This window comes from Pontibacter ruber, assembly GCF_023630205.1.
GTDB classification, from domain to species: Bacteria; Bacteroidota; Bacteroidia; order Cytophagales; family Hymenobacteraceae; genus Pontibacter; species Pontibacter ruber.
In genome coordinates, this window is record NZ_JALPRR010000002.1 from 985,939 (window position 1) to 1,000,853 (window position 14,915).

A 14,915-nucleotide genomic window follows, 5' to 3' on the forward strand; every position below is an offset into this window, starting at 1 on the left:
TACTAAACAGAAGAAGAGATGAAGAAAAAACTACTTGTTTTAACCATGGTCTGTCTTGGTTTTGCAGGGGTGCAGGCGCAGGACAACAAGCAGGCACAGGAGAGCACAAAACAGGTGCAGGCAGTACAGGACACCCGGCTGGCCCAACTCATGAACGAGCGCGAACAGCTGGTGATGGAATACCAGTTCTACAACCAGCAAAACAGCAACTTCTGGGGCAAAAAGTCGAAAAGCGACCTGATCAACATCATCGAAACACTCAAGAAGATCATCAACACCGATTCTGAACTGATCGGGGTAATAAAAGCGGCAAGTATAAAAAAAGTAGCGGAGAGCACCGTGGAAACCCAGCGGGAAGGGAAAATAACCGTTGAGGACCAGCGCCTGATCAAGGCCCGGATGAGCGATCTGCAAAGCCAGATCAATACGCTGCAGAGTCAGATCAAAAAACGGGAGCGCTCTATCAAAGATTTACAGGACCAATTGAAGGCCACGGATGAAGTGCGCTATGGCAAAGACAGGGTGATTGCCATACTGGCCGTTGCCGCGTTTATACTGCTGCTGTACGCCGTGTTCCTGCAGGTGCGCCTGGGCAACGCCGGTAAAAAGAAGCGTAAGAAGGCTGCCTGATCTTTTGTACACCATCCTGGCTTTCAGTTAAATAATAAACTGGAAAGGGAGCAAAAACTGCACAGTATTTGTTATGATAGCCGGTGCCGGAACATCTGGCACGTATAATAACGTACAACACAGACAAACAATAAAAGGGCTGGCGCACGTACTCCAGCCCTTCTTTTTGGTATACATGATCGATATTTTAGAAGAACTGAAGCAGGTACAGGAACTGCTTAAAATTGAACAGGAAGAAGACCGTCAGCAATACAAGGCCAAAAGCCTGAAGAGCTCTATTTCAGAGCGCAAAGCAATGGGCTTCTGCTGGTATCCGGTGGTGATCTCGAAAGAGGAGATCGGTTTTGGCAACAAAGTGGTGCTGGAACTGGAGCGTACGTCCGGCCGTGACCAACTGCACCTCTTCCAGACAGGCAAAACAGCCGCCCTTTTCAGCAACAGCGGTGAGAAAAACAGCCTGAACGGTGTTATTGTGGGCCTGAAGCGCAACAAAGTGCTGCTGGCCACCAACAAAGAAGACCTGCCGGATTGGGTAGACGATGGCAAACTAGGCATTGATCTGACCTTCGATGAGATGAGCTACCGCGAGATGGAAATTGCCATGAAAAAGGTGATGGACGCGCACGGCTCCCGGCTGGCAGAACTCCGTGATATTTTGCTGGGGGTAAAAGCTCCTTCTTTTACCGATGTGCAGATTCCTTCGATTCCGGCACTGAACGCGTCGCAGAACGAGGCTGTGCTGAAAATTGCTCAGGCCAAGGATGTGGCAATCATTCACGGCCCTCCGGGCACGGGCAAGACCACTACGCTGGTGCAGTCCATTCTGCAGACACTTAAAACGCAGAAGCGCCTGCTCGTTACGGCTCCTTCCAACACCGCTGTGGACCTGTTGACAGAGAAGCTGGCCAATGAAGGGGTGAACGTGATCCGCATAGGCAATCCATCGCGCGTTTCGGATGTGCTGCTGGAGCATACGCTGGATGCACAGGTAATGGCGCACAAGGCCTACAAAGACCTGAAAGAGCTCCGTAAAGTAGCCGAAGAGTATAAGCGCATGGCCTACCAGTTCAAGCGAAAGTTTGGCTACCAGGAACGTGCCCAGCGCGAACTCTACAAGCAGGAAAGCCACCGCATGCTGGAGCAGGCCGATAGCATTGAGCACTACATTACGGAAGATCTGCTGGATAACGTGCAGGTGATCACCTGCACGCTGGTAGGTGCGGCCAACAAATCGATCCGCCACCTGCAGTACGACACCGTGTTCATCGACGAGGCGGCACAGGCACTGGAACCCGCCTGCTGGATTCCGATCTCGCGGGCAAACCGCGTGGTGTTGGCCGGCGACCATTGCCAGCTGCCCCCTACCGTTAAATCGTTTGAAGCAGATAAAGGCGGCTTGAGCAATACCTTGTTTGAGAAATGTATTGAGCGCCAGCCGCAGGTATCGGTGATGCTGAAGACACAGTACCGCATGCACCACCACATCATGCAGTTTTCGAACCAGCAGTTTTATGGGGGTGAGCTCGTAGCGCATGAGAGCGTTCACAGCAGCGACCTGCACCAGTTCGATCCGCACTTCCCGCAAGGGCTTGCGGTAGAGTTTATCGATACTGCCGGCTGTGGATTCAATGAAACCGATATGGCGGAGTCGCAGAGCTCTGCTAACCCGGAGGAGGCTGATCTGCTGCTGAACCACCTGGTGCAGCTGCTGAAGAATTATAAGCCGGCAGAAGAAGCGGAAAATTTACGCATTGGTGTGATTGCGCCGTACCGTGCTCAGATCAATTACCTGCAGGACAAAGTAGAGCATACGCCGCTGCTGCACGACCTGCATACAAAGCGGCATTTATCCATCGGAACGGTGGATAGTTTCCAGGGGCAGGAGCGCGACATCATTTACATGAGCATGGTGCGCAGCAACGAACGGGGTGAGATCGGCTTTTTGAGCGACATCCGCCGCCTGAACGTAGGCATGACCCGTGCCAAGAAAAAGCTGGTGATCGTGGGTGATAGTGCTACGCTGACACAACATCCGTTCTTTGCTGCGCTGATAGCATACGTGGAATCAATTAACGCGTATAGAAGTGCATGGGAGCTGACCGAGTGCATGCCCTGAACTAATTAGTACTTAGAAATGAGAAGAATAAAGAAGAGTTACTGCAAACATTTCAGTGTAGTATCTTAATTCCGTACCTTTCCGTTTCTTCAATAAAAAGATTGTATATGAAAATCGAAAAAGACAGAGTGGTTTCGCTCACCTACGAGCTTCGCATAAAAGACGAAAAAGGAGAGCAAACGCTTGTGGAAACAGCTACCAAAGAACATCCGATGGTGTTCCTGTTCGGCGTAAGTGGTTTGCCAGATCAGTTTGAAGAAAACCTGGACGGCCTGAATGAAGGCGATACCTTCAACTTTACGCTGGGCGCTGAAGCGGGCTATGGCGACTTCGACCAGAACGCGGTAGTTGAACTTCCAAAGCAGGTTTTCGAGATTGAAGGCAGCGTGCCGGATAACATGCTGGAAGAAGGCAACTTTATTCCGATGGCAGACAGCGAAGGCAACCAGCTGCAGGGTCGTGTTGCGAAAGTGACTGACACCACCGTAACCATGGACTTCAATCACCCGCTAGCCGGCAAAGAGCTCCACTTTAATGGTAAGGTAGAAAACGTTCGCGAAGCTACCCAGGAAGAGCTGGATCACGGACACGTGCACGGCGAAGGCGGTCATCACCACTAAGATTTTATACTTATTGATTACGAAAAAGAGCACCTTTATCGGGTGCTCTTTTTTATATTTTATACTTTGCAGAAATGTGTTTATGTCCTCTCCTGCTGCTATCGTTATACTTTTCTAACTATAAAATATCAGGTAATAGTATTACACAGTTTAGTTTAAGGTATACTTATAACTCCCCTTTTACCTGCTCCACGTACTGCCTCAGTTCCGGGAAAAATGCGTCGAACTCATGCCCATAACGATGGTAATTTTTGCGCAGTTCTTCCGCTGCGGTTTCCATGCCGGACGTAAAAGTAGTGCGTCTGCTCATGCCTCCCAATGCCTGTGCTATACCTTCAATTTCAGCATAGGAAAGCAGCCAGTTCTGCCGCATCATGTACGGAAAAAAATACTGCACCCGCTCCGGAAGCAGATCAAACTGCTGGTTGATTAACGTATAAATGCGTGAAGTATAAACCTCCAAAGTTTCCTCTGAAAAGTTGCTGAAACGGCTGGCCAGGAAATGGTCGTAGTACATATCAGCGATTACCGGTGCATACTTTTTATACTTTGGCCGGAGGCGCTCTTTGGTTTGCAGCACCACAGGGTGCGCATCGGTATAGGCATCGATGAGGCGGTGCAGCCGGATGCCCTTCGCCACACCGGCCGTATATTGCTCCACCTGCCTGCCTTTTACTGCATCTGCTATAAAGTTGCCGAGCAGCAGCTCCTCATCATCACCAGACAAAAATACGTGGGCCAGGTAGTTCAACTGTTGTTTTGTTAATTAAAATATAAACACTTACGCGGGTTAGCTGTTCAGGTACATAACGGCATACGGCTCGGGTTTTATACTTATAAACCCAATGCAGAGTAGCCGCGTAATCAAAACACATACCATACAAAGTATAAAGCTATGAACAACGATCAAAACACCAAGGAAAACCTGCAGAAGCTTATAGATAAGATCAAAGATATTGACATTGCCATGATGACCACCCTGGAAGATGACGGTTGCCTTCGCAGTCGCCCGATGCGAACCAGCCAGGTAAAGGATGACGGCGTACTGTGGTTTTTTACCGGGTATGAATCGGGCAAGTCGCACGAAATTGCAAACGATTCGCACGTGAACCTGAGCTATGCCAAGCCAGGTGATAACCTGTATGTATCTGTTTCTGGAAGGGCTTCACTTACAAAGGATCAAGCCAAGATCGACGAGCTTTGGAATCCGGCACTGAAAGCGTGGTTCCCGGGCGGAAAAGAGGATCCGAATGTAGGCCTGATCAAGGTAATAATCGAAAAAGCAGAGTACTGGGATTCGCCAAACAGCGCCGTGGTGCACCTGATCGGAATGGCTAAAGCTGCCGTAACCGGCGAAAGCTACAAACCCGGTGAAAATAAAAAGATAAACCTGTAAAACAGGCAGTTTGCCGGCTCCGGCATACTGATAAAAGTAGTTGAATAAAAACACCTGCAAACCTACTATGGCAGCAGGTGTTTTTGTTTAAAATGATGTTTATATTGCATTACCTTTAGCTTAATCTCTTGCAGACGAATCAACCCAATACTCCCCGGTTTACAACCCTTACCCTGTTTGGTATCCGAAAAGGTTACCTGCGCTGGGGACTTGCCCAAATGGGCACCTCCGTACCCCACCTGAAAAAAGTGCCCGGCCTATTGTTTTATAAGCTGCTGGGAAGCGGACATGGCAAAGGCTTCAGCATAAAACCAAATTTTTACCGGTATGGCCTGCTGTGCACCTGGGAAAGCGAAGAGGCTGCCGATAATTTTCTCTACCGCTCTGAGTTGATGCAGGAATACCGCCACAACTCCTACGAAGTATGGACCGTACGCCTGCATCCGCTTCAATCGCATGGAAAGTGGGACGAACAGGAACCCTTTGCACCTTCGTTGCAGCAAGCCTACAGCATCGGACCCATTGCCGTACTGACAAGGGCATCCATCAACTGGCGCGCCTTGCCTGGTTTCTGGAAGTTTGTGCCCCGCACCAGCAAAGCGCTGGATGAGGCGGAAGGCCTGCTTTGCTCTATTGGCCTGGGCGAGTTGCCCTTAGTGCGGCAAGCCACTTTCAGCATCTGGAATTCGGCGGAGGACATGAAAAACTATGCCTACCGAAACCCGCTGCACCAGGAAGTGATGCGCCGTACCCGATCCGAGAAGTGGTACAGCGAAGAATTGTTCGCGCGGTTTATACCTGTAACCAGCGAAGGAACCTGGAACGGAACAGACCCGTTGCGGGAAGTACTGGAAACAAAGGCTTCCGATACAAACAAATTTTAGACCTGAAACAAGCCTGCCGCACCAAAGCCAATTATACTCAGGCTGCTGCCGATGTTCAGCACGCGTACCACGCCTGGATTATGGAAGATGCGCCCCAAAGTAGCTCCGAAGCAAGCGAGCGCCGACTGCACCAGTATACTTCCTGCAAAAATGGAAAGAGATAAAAAAAGCACTTGGTACAAAGGCATTACCGGAGATACGAGTTGCCCGGAAAATCCCAGGAAAGCCACAATTGTAAGCGGATTAACAACAGTAAGCAGGTAAGTAGAAAGCAGGTAGTTTGTTCCAGGCTTTTGTACCGTCTCTGAGTTCTTTGACACATTCTCACCTAATCTTAGGCTTCCTTTCAGCATCCATAGCCCGAAAAGGATCAGGACAAAGGATGTTGAAAGGGCAAAATATTGCTGGTTCAGGTTCAGGAAACTTACGAGCAATGTGCCCACTGTAAAAGCGAGTATACTATAGGTTAGGTCGGCGAACGCTGCGCCCAGGCCACTCATCAGGCCATTCTTCAGCCCACTGCTTAACCCGGTGTTGATGATCAGAATGGCGATTGGTCCGATTGATATCGCAAGTGTAAGACCGAATAAAAATGCTTTGATCGTTTCCATGATATTATACCTTATACATCCGTCCGGAAGACGGCGAAGTACAGGAAAAAGACGCAGAAGAATTTATTTTTTCATCCGGTTCAGGATGTCTTCCATCAGGTCCACCTGAATTTCCTGTATCTCAACCAGGCGCTGGTTCTGGTGCACGATCAGGTGATCTATTTTCTCATGCAGCAAACGAATTTCAAGTTCCGCCTTCAGGTTTACTTTATAGTCGTGCATGGAGCGTTTCCGGTCTTTGGCTTCTTTCCGGTTCTGGCTCATCATGATGATCGGTGCTTGTATGGCTGCCAGGCAGGAAAGTATGAGGTTGAGAAGTATGAATGGGTACGGGTCAAAGGGTTGGGTAACCAGTAAATACACGTTGGTAGCCATCCAGAGAAGTATAAAAGAGAAGAAAAACAGGATAAAGGTCCAGCTTCCTCCAAAAGACGCTACTCTGTCCGCAATGCGATCCCCCAGTTTTAACTCCTCTTCCAGTTCCTCCTCGATGTTAGAAGAGAGCACTTCGTTCTGCTCGATGCTTTCTATCACCTCTTGTTCCAACTGGCTGAGTTCTCCCACCTCACTTTTCATGATCATCTCGAGGTAGCGCTTCCGGTACCTGTTCAGCTCGCGCACCCAGATGTAACTCTCCTCCGTGAACTCGGGGTTATCGGATTTGATCAGGTCGAATACACTTTTCCGGATGGTGGATCCAAGCACCAGGTCGCGCATGGGAAAGTGCTTTTTGGTAATGCTGCACAGACCAACTTTGTTATTGCGGATATGCATAAATAAAACAGGTTTAGGTAAGCCGCAAGCATGAGGTTTATACGTTGAAATGCCTCTTTGACAGGTGAACGGGTATAAAGGTGAGGAAAAATTTTAAGTTTAGATATCGTTGATTTTAAGTGCCTCTTCTAAACGGCTGGTTACAGCTTCGTACGAGCGGTAGCCTCTGTTAAGTAGGTGCAGATCCGTACCGTTGAGCAGGTACACGCTTGGAAATGCATTGGCCTGCAGGTGGCGCGCGATCAGGAAATCCTGCATGGTCTTTTCTTTCATCGCTTCGGAGTTAAACTTTTCCTGAAAAGTTTCTTCCTCTATGCCCAGGTTTGCAGCGATTGCTGTAAGTACTTCTGCTTTGGTTACGTCGTTGTTTTTGGCGTAAAATGCCCGCTGCACTTCTTCAGCCATTTCCATTTCTTTTTGCGGGTTCAGATAGCGCATGGTTACTACCGCGCGGCAGGCTGGTTCCGTGTCATAAACAAAGCCAGTGCGGTCAAAAAAGCTAAGGTCGAAAGCCTGCCCGGTTACTTTCTCCACATCTTCCCAGTGCTGCTTGAGCGTATCCTTCATGTTTTCTGCCATCGGCTCTGTTGTTCCCGGGCGCAGCCCTCCCAGCACCAGCTTAAATTTGAGTTTACCTTCCTGCTCTTCCTTTACCTTTTTGATGATGGGTGCAAAGCCGTAGCACCACGAGCACATTGGGTCCATTACGTAAATGATGTGCGGTATATCCAGCAGATCGTTATTGTCCATTTCCTTTAACTTAAATTAAACTGCCGCGAAAATAAGTAATTTATACTTGCCTCCTCTCTATAGGTACGGCTTCTGTAAAGTTGGGTGAATTAGTTGGAAGGGGGAATTTTGGATTAGAAGAGAGTAGATTTTTATTTCATTAAATATCTCGAAGGAAAGGGGTTCTGAAGAAGGGAAAGTATAACCCACCCCTGCACGCCCCGGGGAGATGATATTTATATAGCTAGCTAGACTTCAAAGTATAAGTTTTATAGCTGCTATTTGTCATCCCCCTAACCCCTTCAAAGGGGGACTTGTCTGAAGTTGCACAGAAGCTCACGAAGCAGTGTCAACAGCAGTCCTTGGGTTGAGCGCCTTCTGGGTTTCCGGTGCCCGGTAGGGCATTGCGACCGAAGGGTAGCAACGGAAAGCTAGACAGCGCGATGCCCGAGGACGAGGCCTGCGGCCGTGAGCGCACCAAATTATAAAATGAAACAGTAGCTGTTGTAAAACTGAGGATGAAAGGTTGATACGAAGCAGAGGCTTGTTAGAAACAAGTATAAACCTCAGCTATAAGTATAAATTGGTTGCTCAGTTACACCCAAAAGTATTTAGCTCAAAAGGAAAAGCAGGTAGTAACAACCCCTAAATAACCTCCCTTCATCAACAATCCGCAAGAAGCAGCAAACAATTAACAAGTATGTGTTAAATTGCAGCTTAGAAAAATTACGAGCGTTACACTTATATCAGATGTCAGAGTATAATTTCAACCAGATTGAGAAGAAATGGCAGCGTTACTGGGAAGAAAACCAGACGTTTAAAGCCAGCGAAGGAAACAACAAGCCTAAGTATTACTCCCTCGACATGTTCCCTTACCCGTCGGGAGCAGGACTGCACGTAGGTCACCCGCTGGGCTACATCGCCTCTGACATCGTGAGCCGTTACAAGCGCTCCAAAGGCTTCAACGTGCTGCACCCGATGGGCTTCGATTCATTTGGTTTGCCTGCCGAGCAATATGCTATTCAGACGGGCCAGCACCCGGCCATTACCACGGAGCAAAACATCCAGCGTTATGTAGAGCAGCTGAAGAACATTGGCTTTTCCTTCGACTGGGAGCGTGAAGTGCGTACTTCTGACCCGAGCTACTACAAGTGGACGCAGTGGATCTTCATGCAGCTCTTCAATAGCTACTATGACTATACTTCCGATAAAGCTGAAAGTATAGAGAAGCTGATAGCTGAGTTTGAGACTAACGGCAATGCGAACGTAAATGCTGCTGCAGATGAGGATACGCCTGCTTTCACTGCTGAAGACTGGAAGCAGATGAACGAGCAGCAGCAGGCAGAAATGTTGCTCAAGTATAGACTGACCTACGTAGCTGAAGCGGTTGTGAACTGGTGCCCTGCCCTGGGTACGGTACTGGCTAACGACGAAGTGGTTGGTGGTGTATCGGAGCGTGGCGGCTATCTGGTAGAGCGCAAGAAAATGCGCCAGTGGATGATGCGCATCACGGCCTATGCCGAGCGCCTGCTGCAGGGCCTGGAAGAGATCGACTGGCCGGAACCGGTAAAGGAAATGCAGCGCAACTGGATCGGTAAATCCGTTGGTGCCGAGCTGGACTTTGCCATTGAAGGTGATGGTCATATCAAAGTATTCACCACCCGTATCGATACTATCTTTGGAGCCACCTTCGTGGTACTAGCACCGGAGCACGAGCTAGTAGCGCAGATTACCACGCCAGAGCAGCGCGAGCAGGTAGAGGCTTACGTGAATGTAGCCAAAAACCGCTCGGAGCGTGAGCGTATGACGGACGTGAAAACCGTGAGTGGTGTGTTTACGGGGGCTTACGCCATCAACCCGATCTCAGAAGAACGTGTGCCGATCTGGATTGCCGATTACGTACTGGCCGGCTATGGTACCGGCGCTGTTATGGCCGTTCCTGGCCACGACTCCCGCGACTACGCTTTTGCCAAGCACTTCAACCTGCCGATCAGGCAAGTTGTGGAAGGCGGTAACCTGGAAGAGGAAGCACACTCTGCTAAAGAAGGTAAGATCATCAACTCCGGTTTTCTGAACGGACTGGAAGTAAAAGATGCCATCAAAGCAGGTATAGCCAAGGCCGAAGAACTGGGTGTAGGCAAAGGCCGCGTGCAGTTCCGCATGCGCGATGCCGTGTTCAGCCGCCAGCGTTACTGGGGCGAGCCTGTGCCGGTGTACTTTAAAGATGGTATCCCGCACCTGCTGGACGAAAGCGAACTGCCGCTGGAGTTGCCAAAGATCGATGCCTACCTGCCAACAGAAACAGGCGAGCCGCCGCTTGGCCGTGCTGTGGACTGGAAGTATAAGGGGCAGTATGAGTATGAGCTGAGCACCATGCCGGGTTGGGCTGGCAGCAGCTGGTACTGGTACCGCTACATGGATCCTCAGAACAACGAAGCATTTGCTGATAAAGACAAGGTTGCTTACTGGCGCAGCGTAGATCTGTACATTGGCGGATCGGAGCACGCAACCGGTCACCTGCTGTACTCTCGCTTCTGGAACAGGTTCATGTACGATCTGGGGCTTGTGGTGGAACAGGAGCCGTTCAAAAAGCTCATCAACCAGGGCATGATCCAGGGCCGCTCCAATTTTGTGTACCGTATCAACGGCACGAACAAGTATGTTTCATATGGTCTGAAAGAGCAGTATGAGGTAACGCCGCTGCACGTGGACGTGAACATCGTAGAGAACGACGTGCTGGACCTGGAAGCCTTCCAAAAGTGGAGACCGGAGAACGCAGACTCAGAGTTTATACTGGAAGACGGAAAGTATAATGTTGGTGTCGAGATCGAAAAGATGTCGAAGCGTTACTATAATGTTGTTAATCCAGATGATGTAGTTAACCGTGTTGGCGCTGATACGTTGCGTATGTACGAGATGTTCCTGGGGCCGCTGGAGCAGTTCAAACCGTGGAATACCAATGGAATTGATGGTGTTAGTAAATTCCTGAAGAAATTCTGGAGACTCTTCCACGATAACGAAGGCAACTTTGTTGTTTCCGACGAAGAACCAACTGCTGCAGAGCTGAAATCGCTGCACAAAACAATCCGAAAAGTAGAGGAAGACATCGAACGCTTCTCGTTCAATACGTCCGTGTCTACGTTCATGATCTGCGTGAACGAGCTGACGCAGCTCAAAACAAACAAGCGCGCCATACTTGAGCCACTGACCATTATACTTGCGCCTTATGCGCCGCACATCGCCGAAGAGCTTTGGGAGAAACTGGGCCACAGCGAAAGTATAACCTTTGCCTCCTTCCCTGCCTGGGACGAAAAATACCTGGTGGAGAACACGTTTGACTACCCGGTATCAGTAAATGGTAAGATGCGGGCTAAGATTACCTTTGCCGTAGATACTCCGCGTGAGGAGATGGAGCAGGCTGTTTTGCAGGACGAGCAGGTTACGAAGTTTTTTGATGGAAAAGCACCAAAGAAAATAATTATTGTCCCTAACAAAATTATCAACGTGGTAGTATAAAGATTTCCATCTTACCAACTAACTATTACTGGAGGCCGCCGGACGCAAGTTTGGCGGCTTCTGGTTTTTAGGTGCAGCCGGATAGCAACTTTTTACCGTATAGTTGAGAAAGTATTCTTGCCATGTTCCGGATCCTCACTCCTACGGATTTTTCTACGGATGCCTTTAATGCGACGCTTGTTGCCATGAAGTTAGCACAGCGATTCGGAGGCGAACTTATACTTACCCATGTTTTGGCAAATCCTCCTGTGCCGGCTTCTGCTCCGAGCAACTTGTTCGCATCCCTTTATGAGGAAGAAGAAAGACAAGTAAAAAAGAGGCTGCACGAGGAGTATAAACACCTGCTGACCATACTTGACATCCGCTTCAAGGAGGTACGTTTTAATTCGGTAATAGTGCCCTATCCGTTCGCAGAGTCGATTCTACAGGTAATAAGGCAGTATGATATAAACCTGGTGGTAATGGGGAGTAGCGGGGCTGGTACCTATAAACGTGTGCTACTTGGCAGCAATACGCTTGAGCTATTGCGCGTAGTAACAAAGCCCCTGCTCATCATGCCCACTATGTATGAGTTTGACGGTTTCAAAAATATAACGATTCTGTTACATGCCGAAGATACAACTTATCGATCCGGAATAGAGTTATTGGTACGCTTCGCCATCAGTTATAATGCCAGGATCAGTATTCTTTTTATTAGCGCAGATCCGGAAAACATACCTGACCACACAAAGCAATTACATCTTCAGGAAGAATGGCAAACGCTGCTGAAACTACCTGTACAAACAGATGCTTTTGATGGCAATGATACGGTGCAGCTGCTGGAGCAACATGTAAAACGCAACCACACAGACCTGCTGGTGGTGTTGCCGAGGCGTAAAAGCTTTTGGGAGGAGCTGTTTACAAACAGCGTTACAGAAGAGTTGGCAGCACAGGCAAGGCTACCAATGCTGGTATTGCCTGTAGAGGATTGAGTGCCGGGAAGAAGACTTTACTAAACCCATTACTCGGGTAATCTGCTGTTCTATTGATCACAGCAACGGCAGGTGCACTGGTGTTATACTTTCCTTCTGCACATTTAACTGATAGAATACCAAACATACTGCGGAAACTATATTACTAGGTATTAACTTACTCTGTCCTTAAACACAAAAGAGCAGCTTCTTTCAAAGGCTGCTCTTTTGTTTAGGTTAGTTCGTTTAGTAAAGGTTTTGTTAAGCTGATTTTACCAGCTCTACAGGAGTAGAAGTTCTTTCATGCACAGTCTTTATAGATTTACGAACTTTATCCAAAAGATCGTTTAACTGAATTATTTCTTCATCGGTAAGTCCCTGCATCAGCATATCCAGCTTGTAGATCTCATCTTCAATTTTATTGAGCAGCACCTGCCCTTTCGCTGATATGAGAATATTTACCAGGCGCTTGTCCGTCGAATTGCGGGTTACTTCAACCAGCCCTTTTGCATGCAGTCTGCTAACCAAGCGCGACGCATCAGACATTTTATCCAGCATACGTTCGCGCAAAACGGAGGTAGAAACCGGCTTTGGAAACTGTTCCTTTAATATCCGGAGAATGTTGAATTGTTGTGCTGTCAGGTCAAAAGACTTGAAGAATGCTTCATGGGAGTTAAGCACAAAACCATGCGTGTATAAAATATTCAAACTAGCCCGCTGCCAGTCGTTCCTGAAGGAATTAAGTCCAACTTCTTTCTCGAAATGCATAATTGTTTAAGGTGAGTTTCTCAATTATATCAAAAAAAAACTATTTATGGAAGCGCTAACGCATATTTTTTTATTTAGTTGCCGGCAAAAGCTCTAACTGGGTTTCCAATAAGGGCATGTTTTTGTGCAATATGTAGGCTATGTTATCTATACTGTAGATTCAGAGTGGCTTACATAAAAAAAGCCGTTACCAAACAATGTGTCTGGTTACGGCTTTCATATGTTAAAACAGGTTATACTTTCTAAACTCCGATAGCAAGCCTTTGCACTTTTGGCAATTTATCAGCTACCAATTGATAAGAGGCGTCTACCCATTGGAGCAAGAGCGCATCCGGTACACAGCTGTTCGGAAGCACGGTGTTCCAATGTTTTTTGCTCATGTGGTAGCCTGGTAAAACACAGCTGTAACGCTCACGTAATTCTTCCGCCAGTTCAGGATCGCATTTCAGGTTGATGCCTGCTTCAAAGCTGTTGATGTTGGTTAATGCGAACATTTTACCGCCTACCTTAAACACCAGCGTCTCCTCATCAAACGGTGTATCTTCGGTGGTGCCGGGTTTAGCCAGGCAATATTCCCTGAAAGCTTCTATATCCATTTGTTAGATATGGGTAAGTATAAAATAGATAGCACCTGCCAGAAACATCAGGATCGAAATCTTATTGATCGTGTGCATGGTGCGCAGGTTAAAATTGCTCTTGCGGTTTGGGTCTTTTTTGCGAAAGAAATATGTAGCAACCTCCGTAAAATCAAATAATCCCTTCATGTTTAGTCAGTTATCAGTTATCAATCATCAGCAAAGTGCAGCTAAAAAGTGTGTGCAGCTATGCTTAAACATTTAATATAAAGAAAAGATTTTTATCAATAGCTATATTTTCCAAAAGGAAGCCTGCTCAGCAAATAAATGAGCAGGTACGATATACCTAAACCTAAAAAGGAGGATAAAAATATGCCGACAATCGGGTGCATGTAGCTCGTTGTAATTCCTAACCTGCTAACAAGTATGTGATCGAGCACGAGCGGATGTACCATAAAAACACCAAAACTATACTTGCTCATCCAGTTAACCAGTTTTGCTGCTTTGGCAGATAGTAGTACAGCCAGGTCAAATAAGAGCACAAAAGTACCCACTGCTTTTAAAAAGATATGTGGCATTGTACTCTCATAAAAAGTTGTAATCAGCCTTCCTTCCTTTAACGAAAGAAAATGAGTGCCAGCAAATGTTAGCAGGGTTCCGCCTGCAAAAGCTGCATAAGCTATTATTCTTTGCTTTCCGGTTAATCGCTTTTTCCTGAGAAAATCGGAAAGTATATAACCAGTTGCTACGTACCCGCTGTAAAGGATGAATTGGTTTGTGGTGAGCACGATCCCTTCTTTTATAAAAAAGGGTATTGTAAAGCAGGTTAGCCAGATAACAAAGAGCCATTTGAGTAAACCCGGATCCGTTTTCTCTAAAAAGGGCTTTATAAAAGGCATTAACAGGTAAATACCAGCCACTACGTAGACATACCAGAACTGGTACGAGGCGCCGTAGAGTAATACATTAGCAACATCCTGTATACGCAGTTCTTTTATCGGGAATTTGGCGACCAGGTAAACAGCTGACCAAAAGAAAAACGGTATAAATATTCTTTTATACCGTTTCGTGATAAAGGTTATGCCGGATTCTGCCTTTGGTAAGAGGAGTGCACCGGTTAGCATCAGAAACAACGGTATGCCTGTCCGGGCTATGGACTCAACCGCATTACCTACCAGCCAGAGCATACTTTTTCCGGGCACCCCGTTGATTACGGCAGTTATGGTTGCATGAACTACAACTACTGAAACTGTAGCAAAAACCCGGATAAGATTATAACTGACGAAATGGTCAGTGTTACTCAACTCCCTCTCCCGGACTACTAAAAGATAACCAGTGGACGGCAC

At 47.6% G+C, this 14,915-nt stretch carries 15 protein-coding genes; 7 read left to right on the forward strand and 8 right to left on the reverse strand.

Annotated features, from left to right (window positions below; genetic code table 11):
- Positions 1-18: 18 nt before the first annotated feature.
- From MJ611_RS11080 to MJ611_RS11090, 3 genes are all read left to right on the forward strand, one after another.
- Positions 19-630, forward strand: a complete 612-nt coding sequence (locus tag MJ611_RS11080; RefSeq protein WP_250429834.1) for a hypothetical protein — start codon at positions 19-21, stop codon at positions 628-630.
- 175 nt (positions 631-805) lie between these two features.
- Complete coding sequence (locus MJ611_RS11085; RefSeq protein ID WP_250429835.1) at positions 806-2,746, forward strand: AAA domain-containing protein; 1,941 nt, start codon at positions 806-808, stop codon at positions 2,744-2,746.
- 107 nt (positions 2,747-2,853) lie between these two features.
- Positions 2,854-3,366 carry an FKBP-type peptidyl-prolyl cis-trans isomerase gene (locus MJ611_RS11090; RefSeq protein ID WP_250429836.1) on the forward strand — a complete coding sequence of 171 codons (513 nt, stop codon included), beginning with the start codon at positions 2,854-2,856 and terminating at the stop codon, positions 3,364-3,366.
- 166 nt (positions 3,367-3,532) lie between these two features.
- Here the strand turns inward: MJ611_RS11090 and MJ611_RS11095 are convergent, their stop codons facing one another.
- Positions 3,533-4,117, reverse strand: coding sequence for an acyl carrier protein phosphodiesterase (locus MJ611_RS11095; protein WP_250429837.1), 585 nt, complete (start codon positions 4,115-4,117; stop codon positions 3,533-3,535).
- A 144-nt stretch (positions 4,118-4,261) separates the two neighbouring features.
- Between MJ611_RS11095 and MJ611_RS11100 the strand changes: the two genes are divergently transcribed.
- Positions 4,262-4,762, forward strand: a complete 501-nt coding sequence (locus tag MJ611_RS11100) for a pyridoxamine 5'-phosphate oxidase family protein (protein ID WP_250429838.1) — start codon at positions 4,262-4,264, stop codon at positions 4,760-4,762.
- Positions 4,763-4,890: 128 nt separating this feature from the next.
- On the forward strand, positions 4,891-5,646 hold the full coding sequence (locus MJ611_RS11105) for a spheroidene monooxygenase (RefSeq protein WP_250429839.1): 756 nt from the start codon (positions 4,891-4,893) through the stop codon (positions 5,644-5,646).
- Here MJ611_RS11105 and MJ611_RS11110 read toward each other — a convergent pair.
- The 3 genes from MJ611_RS11110 to MJ611_RS11120 form a co-directional block, all read right to left on the reverse strand.
- Complete coding sequence (locus MJ611_RS11110; RefSeq protein ID WP_250429840.1) at positions 5,643-6,257, reverse strand: LysE family translocator; 615 nt, start codon at positions 6,255-6,257, stop codon at positions 5,643-5,645. The two genes, MJ611_RS11105 and MJ611_RS11110, sit on opposite strands and share 4 nt — an antisense overlap.
- Positions 6,258-6,320: 63 nt before the next feature.
- Positions 6,321-7,031, reverse strand: coding sequence for a DUF1003 domain-containing protein (locus MJ611_RS11115; protein ID WP_250429841.1), 711 nt, complete (start codon positions 7,029-7,031; stop codon positions 6,321-6,323).
- A gap of 99 nt (positions 7,032-7,130) precedes the next feature.
- Positions 7,131-7,781, reverse strand: a complete 651-nt coding sequence (locus MJ611_RS11120) for a DsbA family protein (RefSeq protein ID WP_250429842.1) — start codon at positions 7,779-7,781, stop codon at positions 7,131-7,133.
- Positions 7,782-8,510: 729 nt separating this feature from the next.
- On the opposite strand from MJ611_RS11120, the gene leuS reads away from it, so the two are divergent.
- Both leuS and MJ611_RS11130 read left to right on the forward strand, forming a co-directional pair.
- Positions 8,511-11,276 (forward strand): leucine--tRNA ligase, encoded by a 2,766-nt coding sequence (leuS, locus tag MJ611_RS11125; RefSeq protein ID WP_250429843.1) that lies wholly within the window; start codon positions 8,511-8,513, stop codon positions 11,274-11,276.
- Positions 11,277-11,398: 122 nt separating this feature from the next.
- Complete coding sequence (locus MJ611_RS11130; RefSeq protein WP_250429844.1) at positions 11,399-12,247, forward strand: universal stress protein; 849 nt, start codon at positions 11,399-11,401, stop codon at positions 12,245-12,247.
- A gap of 240 nt (positions 12,248-12,487) precedes the next feature.
- On the opposite strand, the gene MJ611_RS11135 is transcribed toward MJ611_RS11130, so the two are convergent.
- From MJ611_RS11135 to MJ611_RS11150, 4 genes are all read right to left on the reverse strand, one after another.
- On the reverse strand, positions 12,488-12,994 hold the full coding sequence (locus MJ611_RS11135; protein ID WP_250429845.1) for a MarR family winged helix-turn-helix transcriptional regulator: 507 nt from the start codon (positions 12,992-12,994) through the stop codon (positions 12,488-12,490).
- A 242-nt stretch (positions 12,995-13,236) separates the two neighbouring features.
- Positions 13,237-13,590 (reverse strand): MmcQ/YjbR family DNA-binding protein, encoded by a 354-nt coding sequence (locus tag MJ611_RS11140; RefSeq protein ID WP_250429846.1) that lies wholly within the window; start codon positions 13,588-13,590, stop codon positions 13,237-13,239.
- Positions 13,591-13,593: 3 nt separating this feature from the next.
- Entirely contained in the window at positions 13,594-13,758 is a 165-nt protein-coding gene (locus MJ611_RS11145) for a DUF6728 family protein (protein ID WP_250429847.1), read from the reverse strand.
- A gap of 95 nt (positions 13,759-13,853) precedes the next feature.
- Positions 13,854-14,915, reverse strand: coding sequence for an acyltransferase (locus MJ611_RS11150; RefSeq protein ID WP_250429848.1), 1,062 nt, complete (start codon positions 14,913-14,915; stop codon positions 13,854-13,856).

Excerpts from the sequence above, each read along its gene's own strand:
- MJ611_RS11090 (WP_250429836.1), top strand. The coding sequence starts at position 2,854 with ATGAAAATCGAAAAAGACAGAGTGGTTTCGCTCACCTACGAGCTTCGC.
- MJ611_RS11120 (WP_250429842.1), bottom strand. The coding sequence starts at position 7,781 with ATGGACAATAACGATCTGCTGGATATACCGCACATCATTTACGTAATG.
- MJ611_RS11110 (WP_250429840.1), bottom strand. The coding sequence starts at position 6,257 with ATGGAAACGATCAAAGCATTTTTATTCGGTCTTACACTTGCGATATCA.
- MJ611_RS11145 (WP_250429847.1), bottom strand. The coding sequence starts at position 13,758 with ATGAAGGGATTATTTGATTTTACGGAGGTTGCTACATATTTCTTTCGC.
- leuS (WP_250429843.1), top strand. The coding sequence starts at position 8,511 with ATGTCAGAGTATAATTTCAACCAGATTGAGAAGAAATGGCAGCGTTAC.
- MJ611_RS11135 (WP_250429845.1), bottom strand. The coding sequence starts at position 12,994 with ATGCATTTCGAGAAAGAAGTTGGACTTAATTCCTTCAGGAACGACTGG.
- MJ611_RS11140 (WP_250429846.1), bottom strand. The coding sequence starts at position 13,590 with ATGGATATAGAAGCTTTCAGGGAATATTGCCTGGCTAAACCCGGCACC.
- MJ611_RS11130 (WP_250429844.1), top strand. The coding sequence starts at position 11,399 with ATGTTCCGGATCCTCACTCCTACGGATTTTTCTACGGATGCCTTTAAT.
- MJ611_RS11080 (WP_250429834.1), top strand. The coding sequence starts at position 19 with ATGAAGAAAAAACTACTTGTTTTAACCATGGTCTGTCTTGGTTTTGCA.
- MJ611_RS11085 (WP_250429835.1), top strand. The coding sequence starts at position 806 with ATGATCGATATTTTAGAAGAACTGAAGCAGGTACAGGAACTGCTTAAA.
- MJ611_RS11115 (WP_250429841.1), bottom strand. The coding sequence starts at position 7,031 with ATGCATATCCGCAATAACAAAGTTGGTCTGTGCAGCATTACCAAAAAG.
- MJ611_RS11100 (WP_250429838.1), top strand. The coding sequence starts at position 4,262 with ATGAACAACGATCAAAACACCAAGGAAAACCTGCAGAAGCTTATAGAT.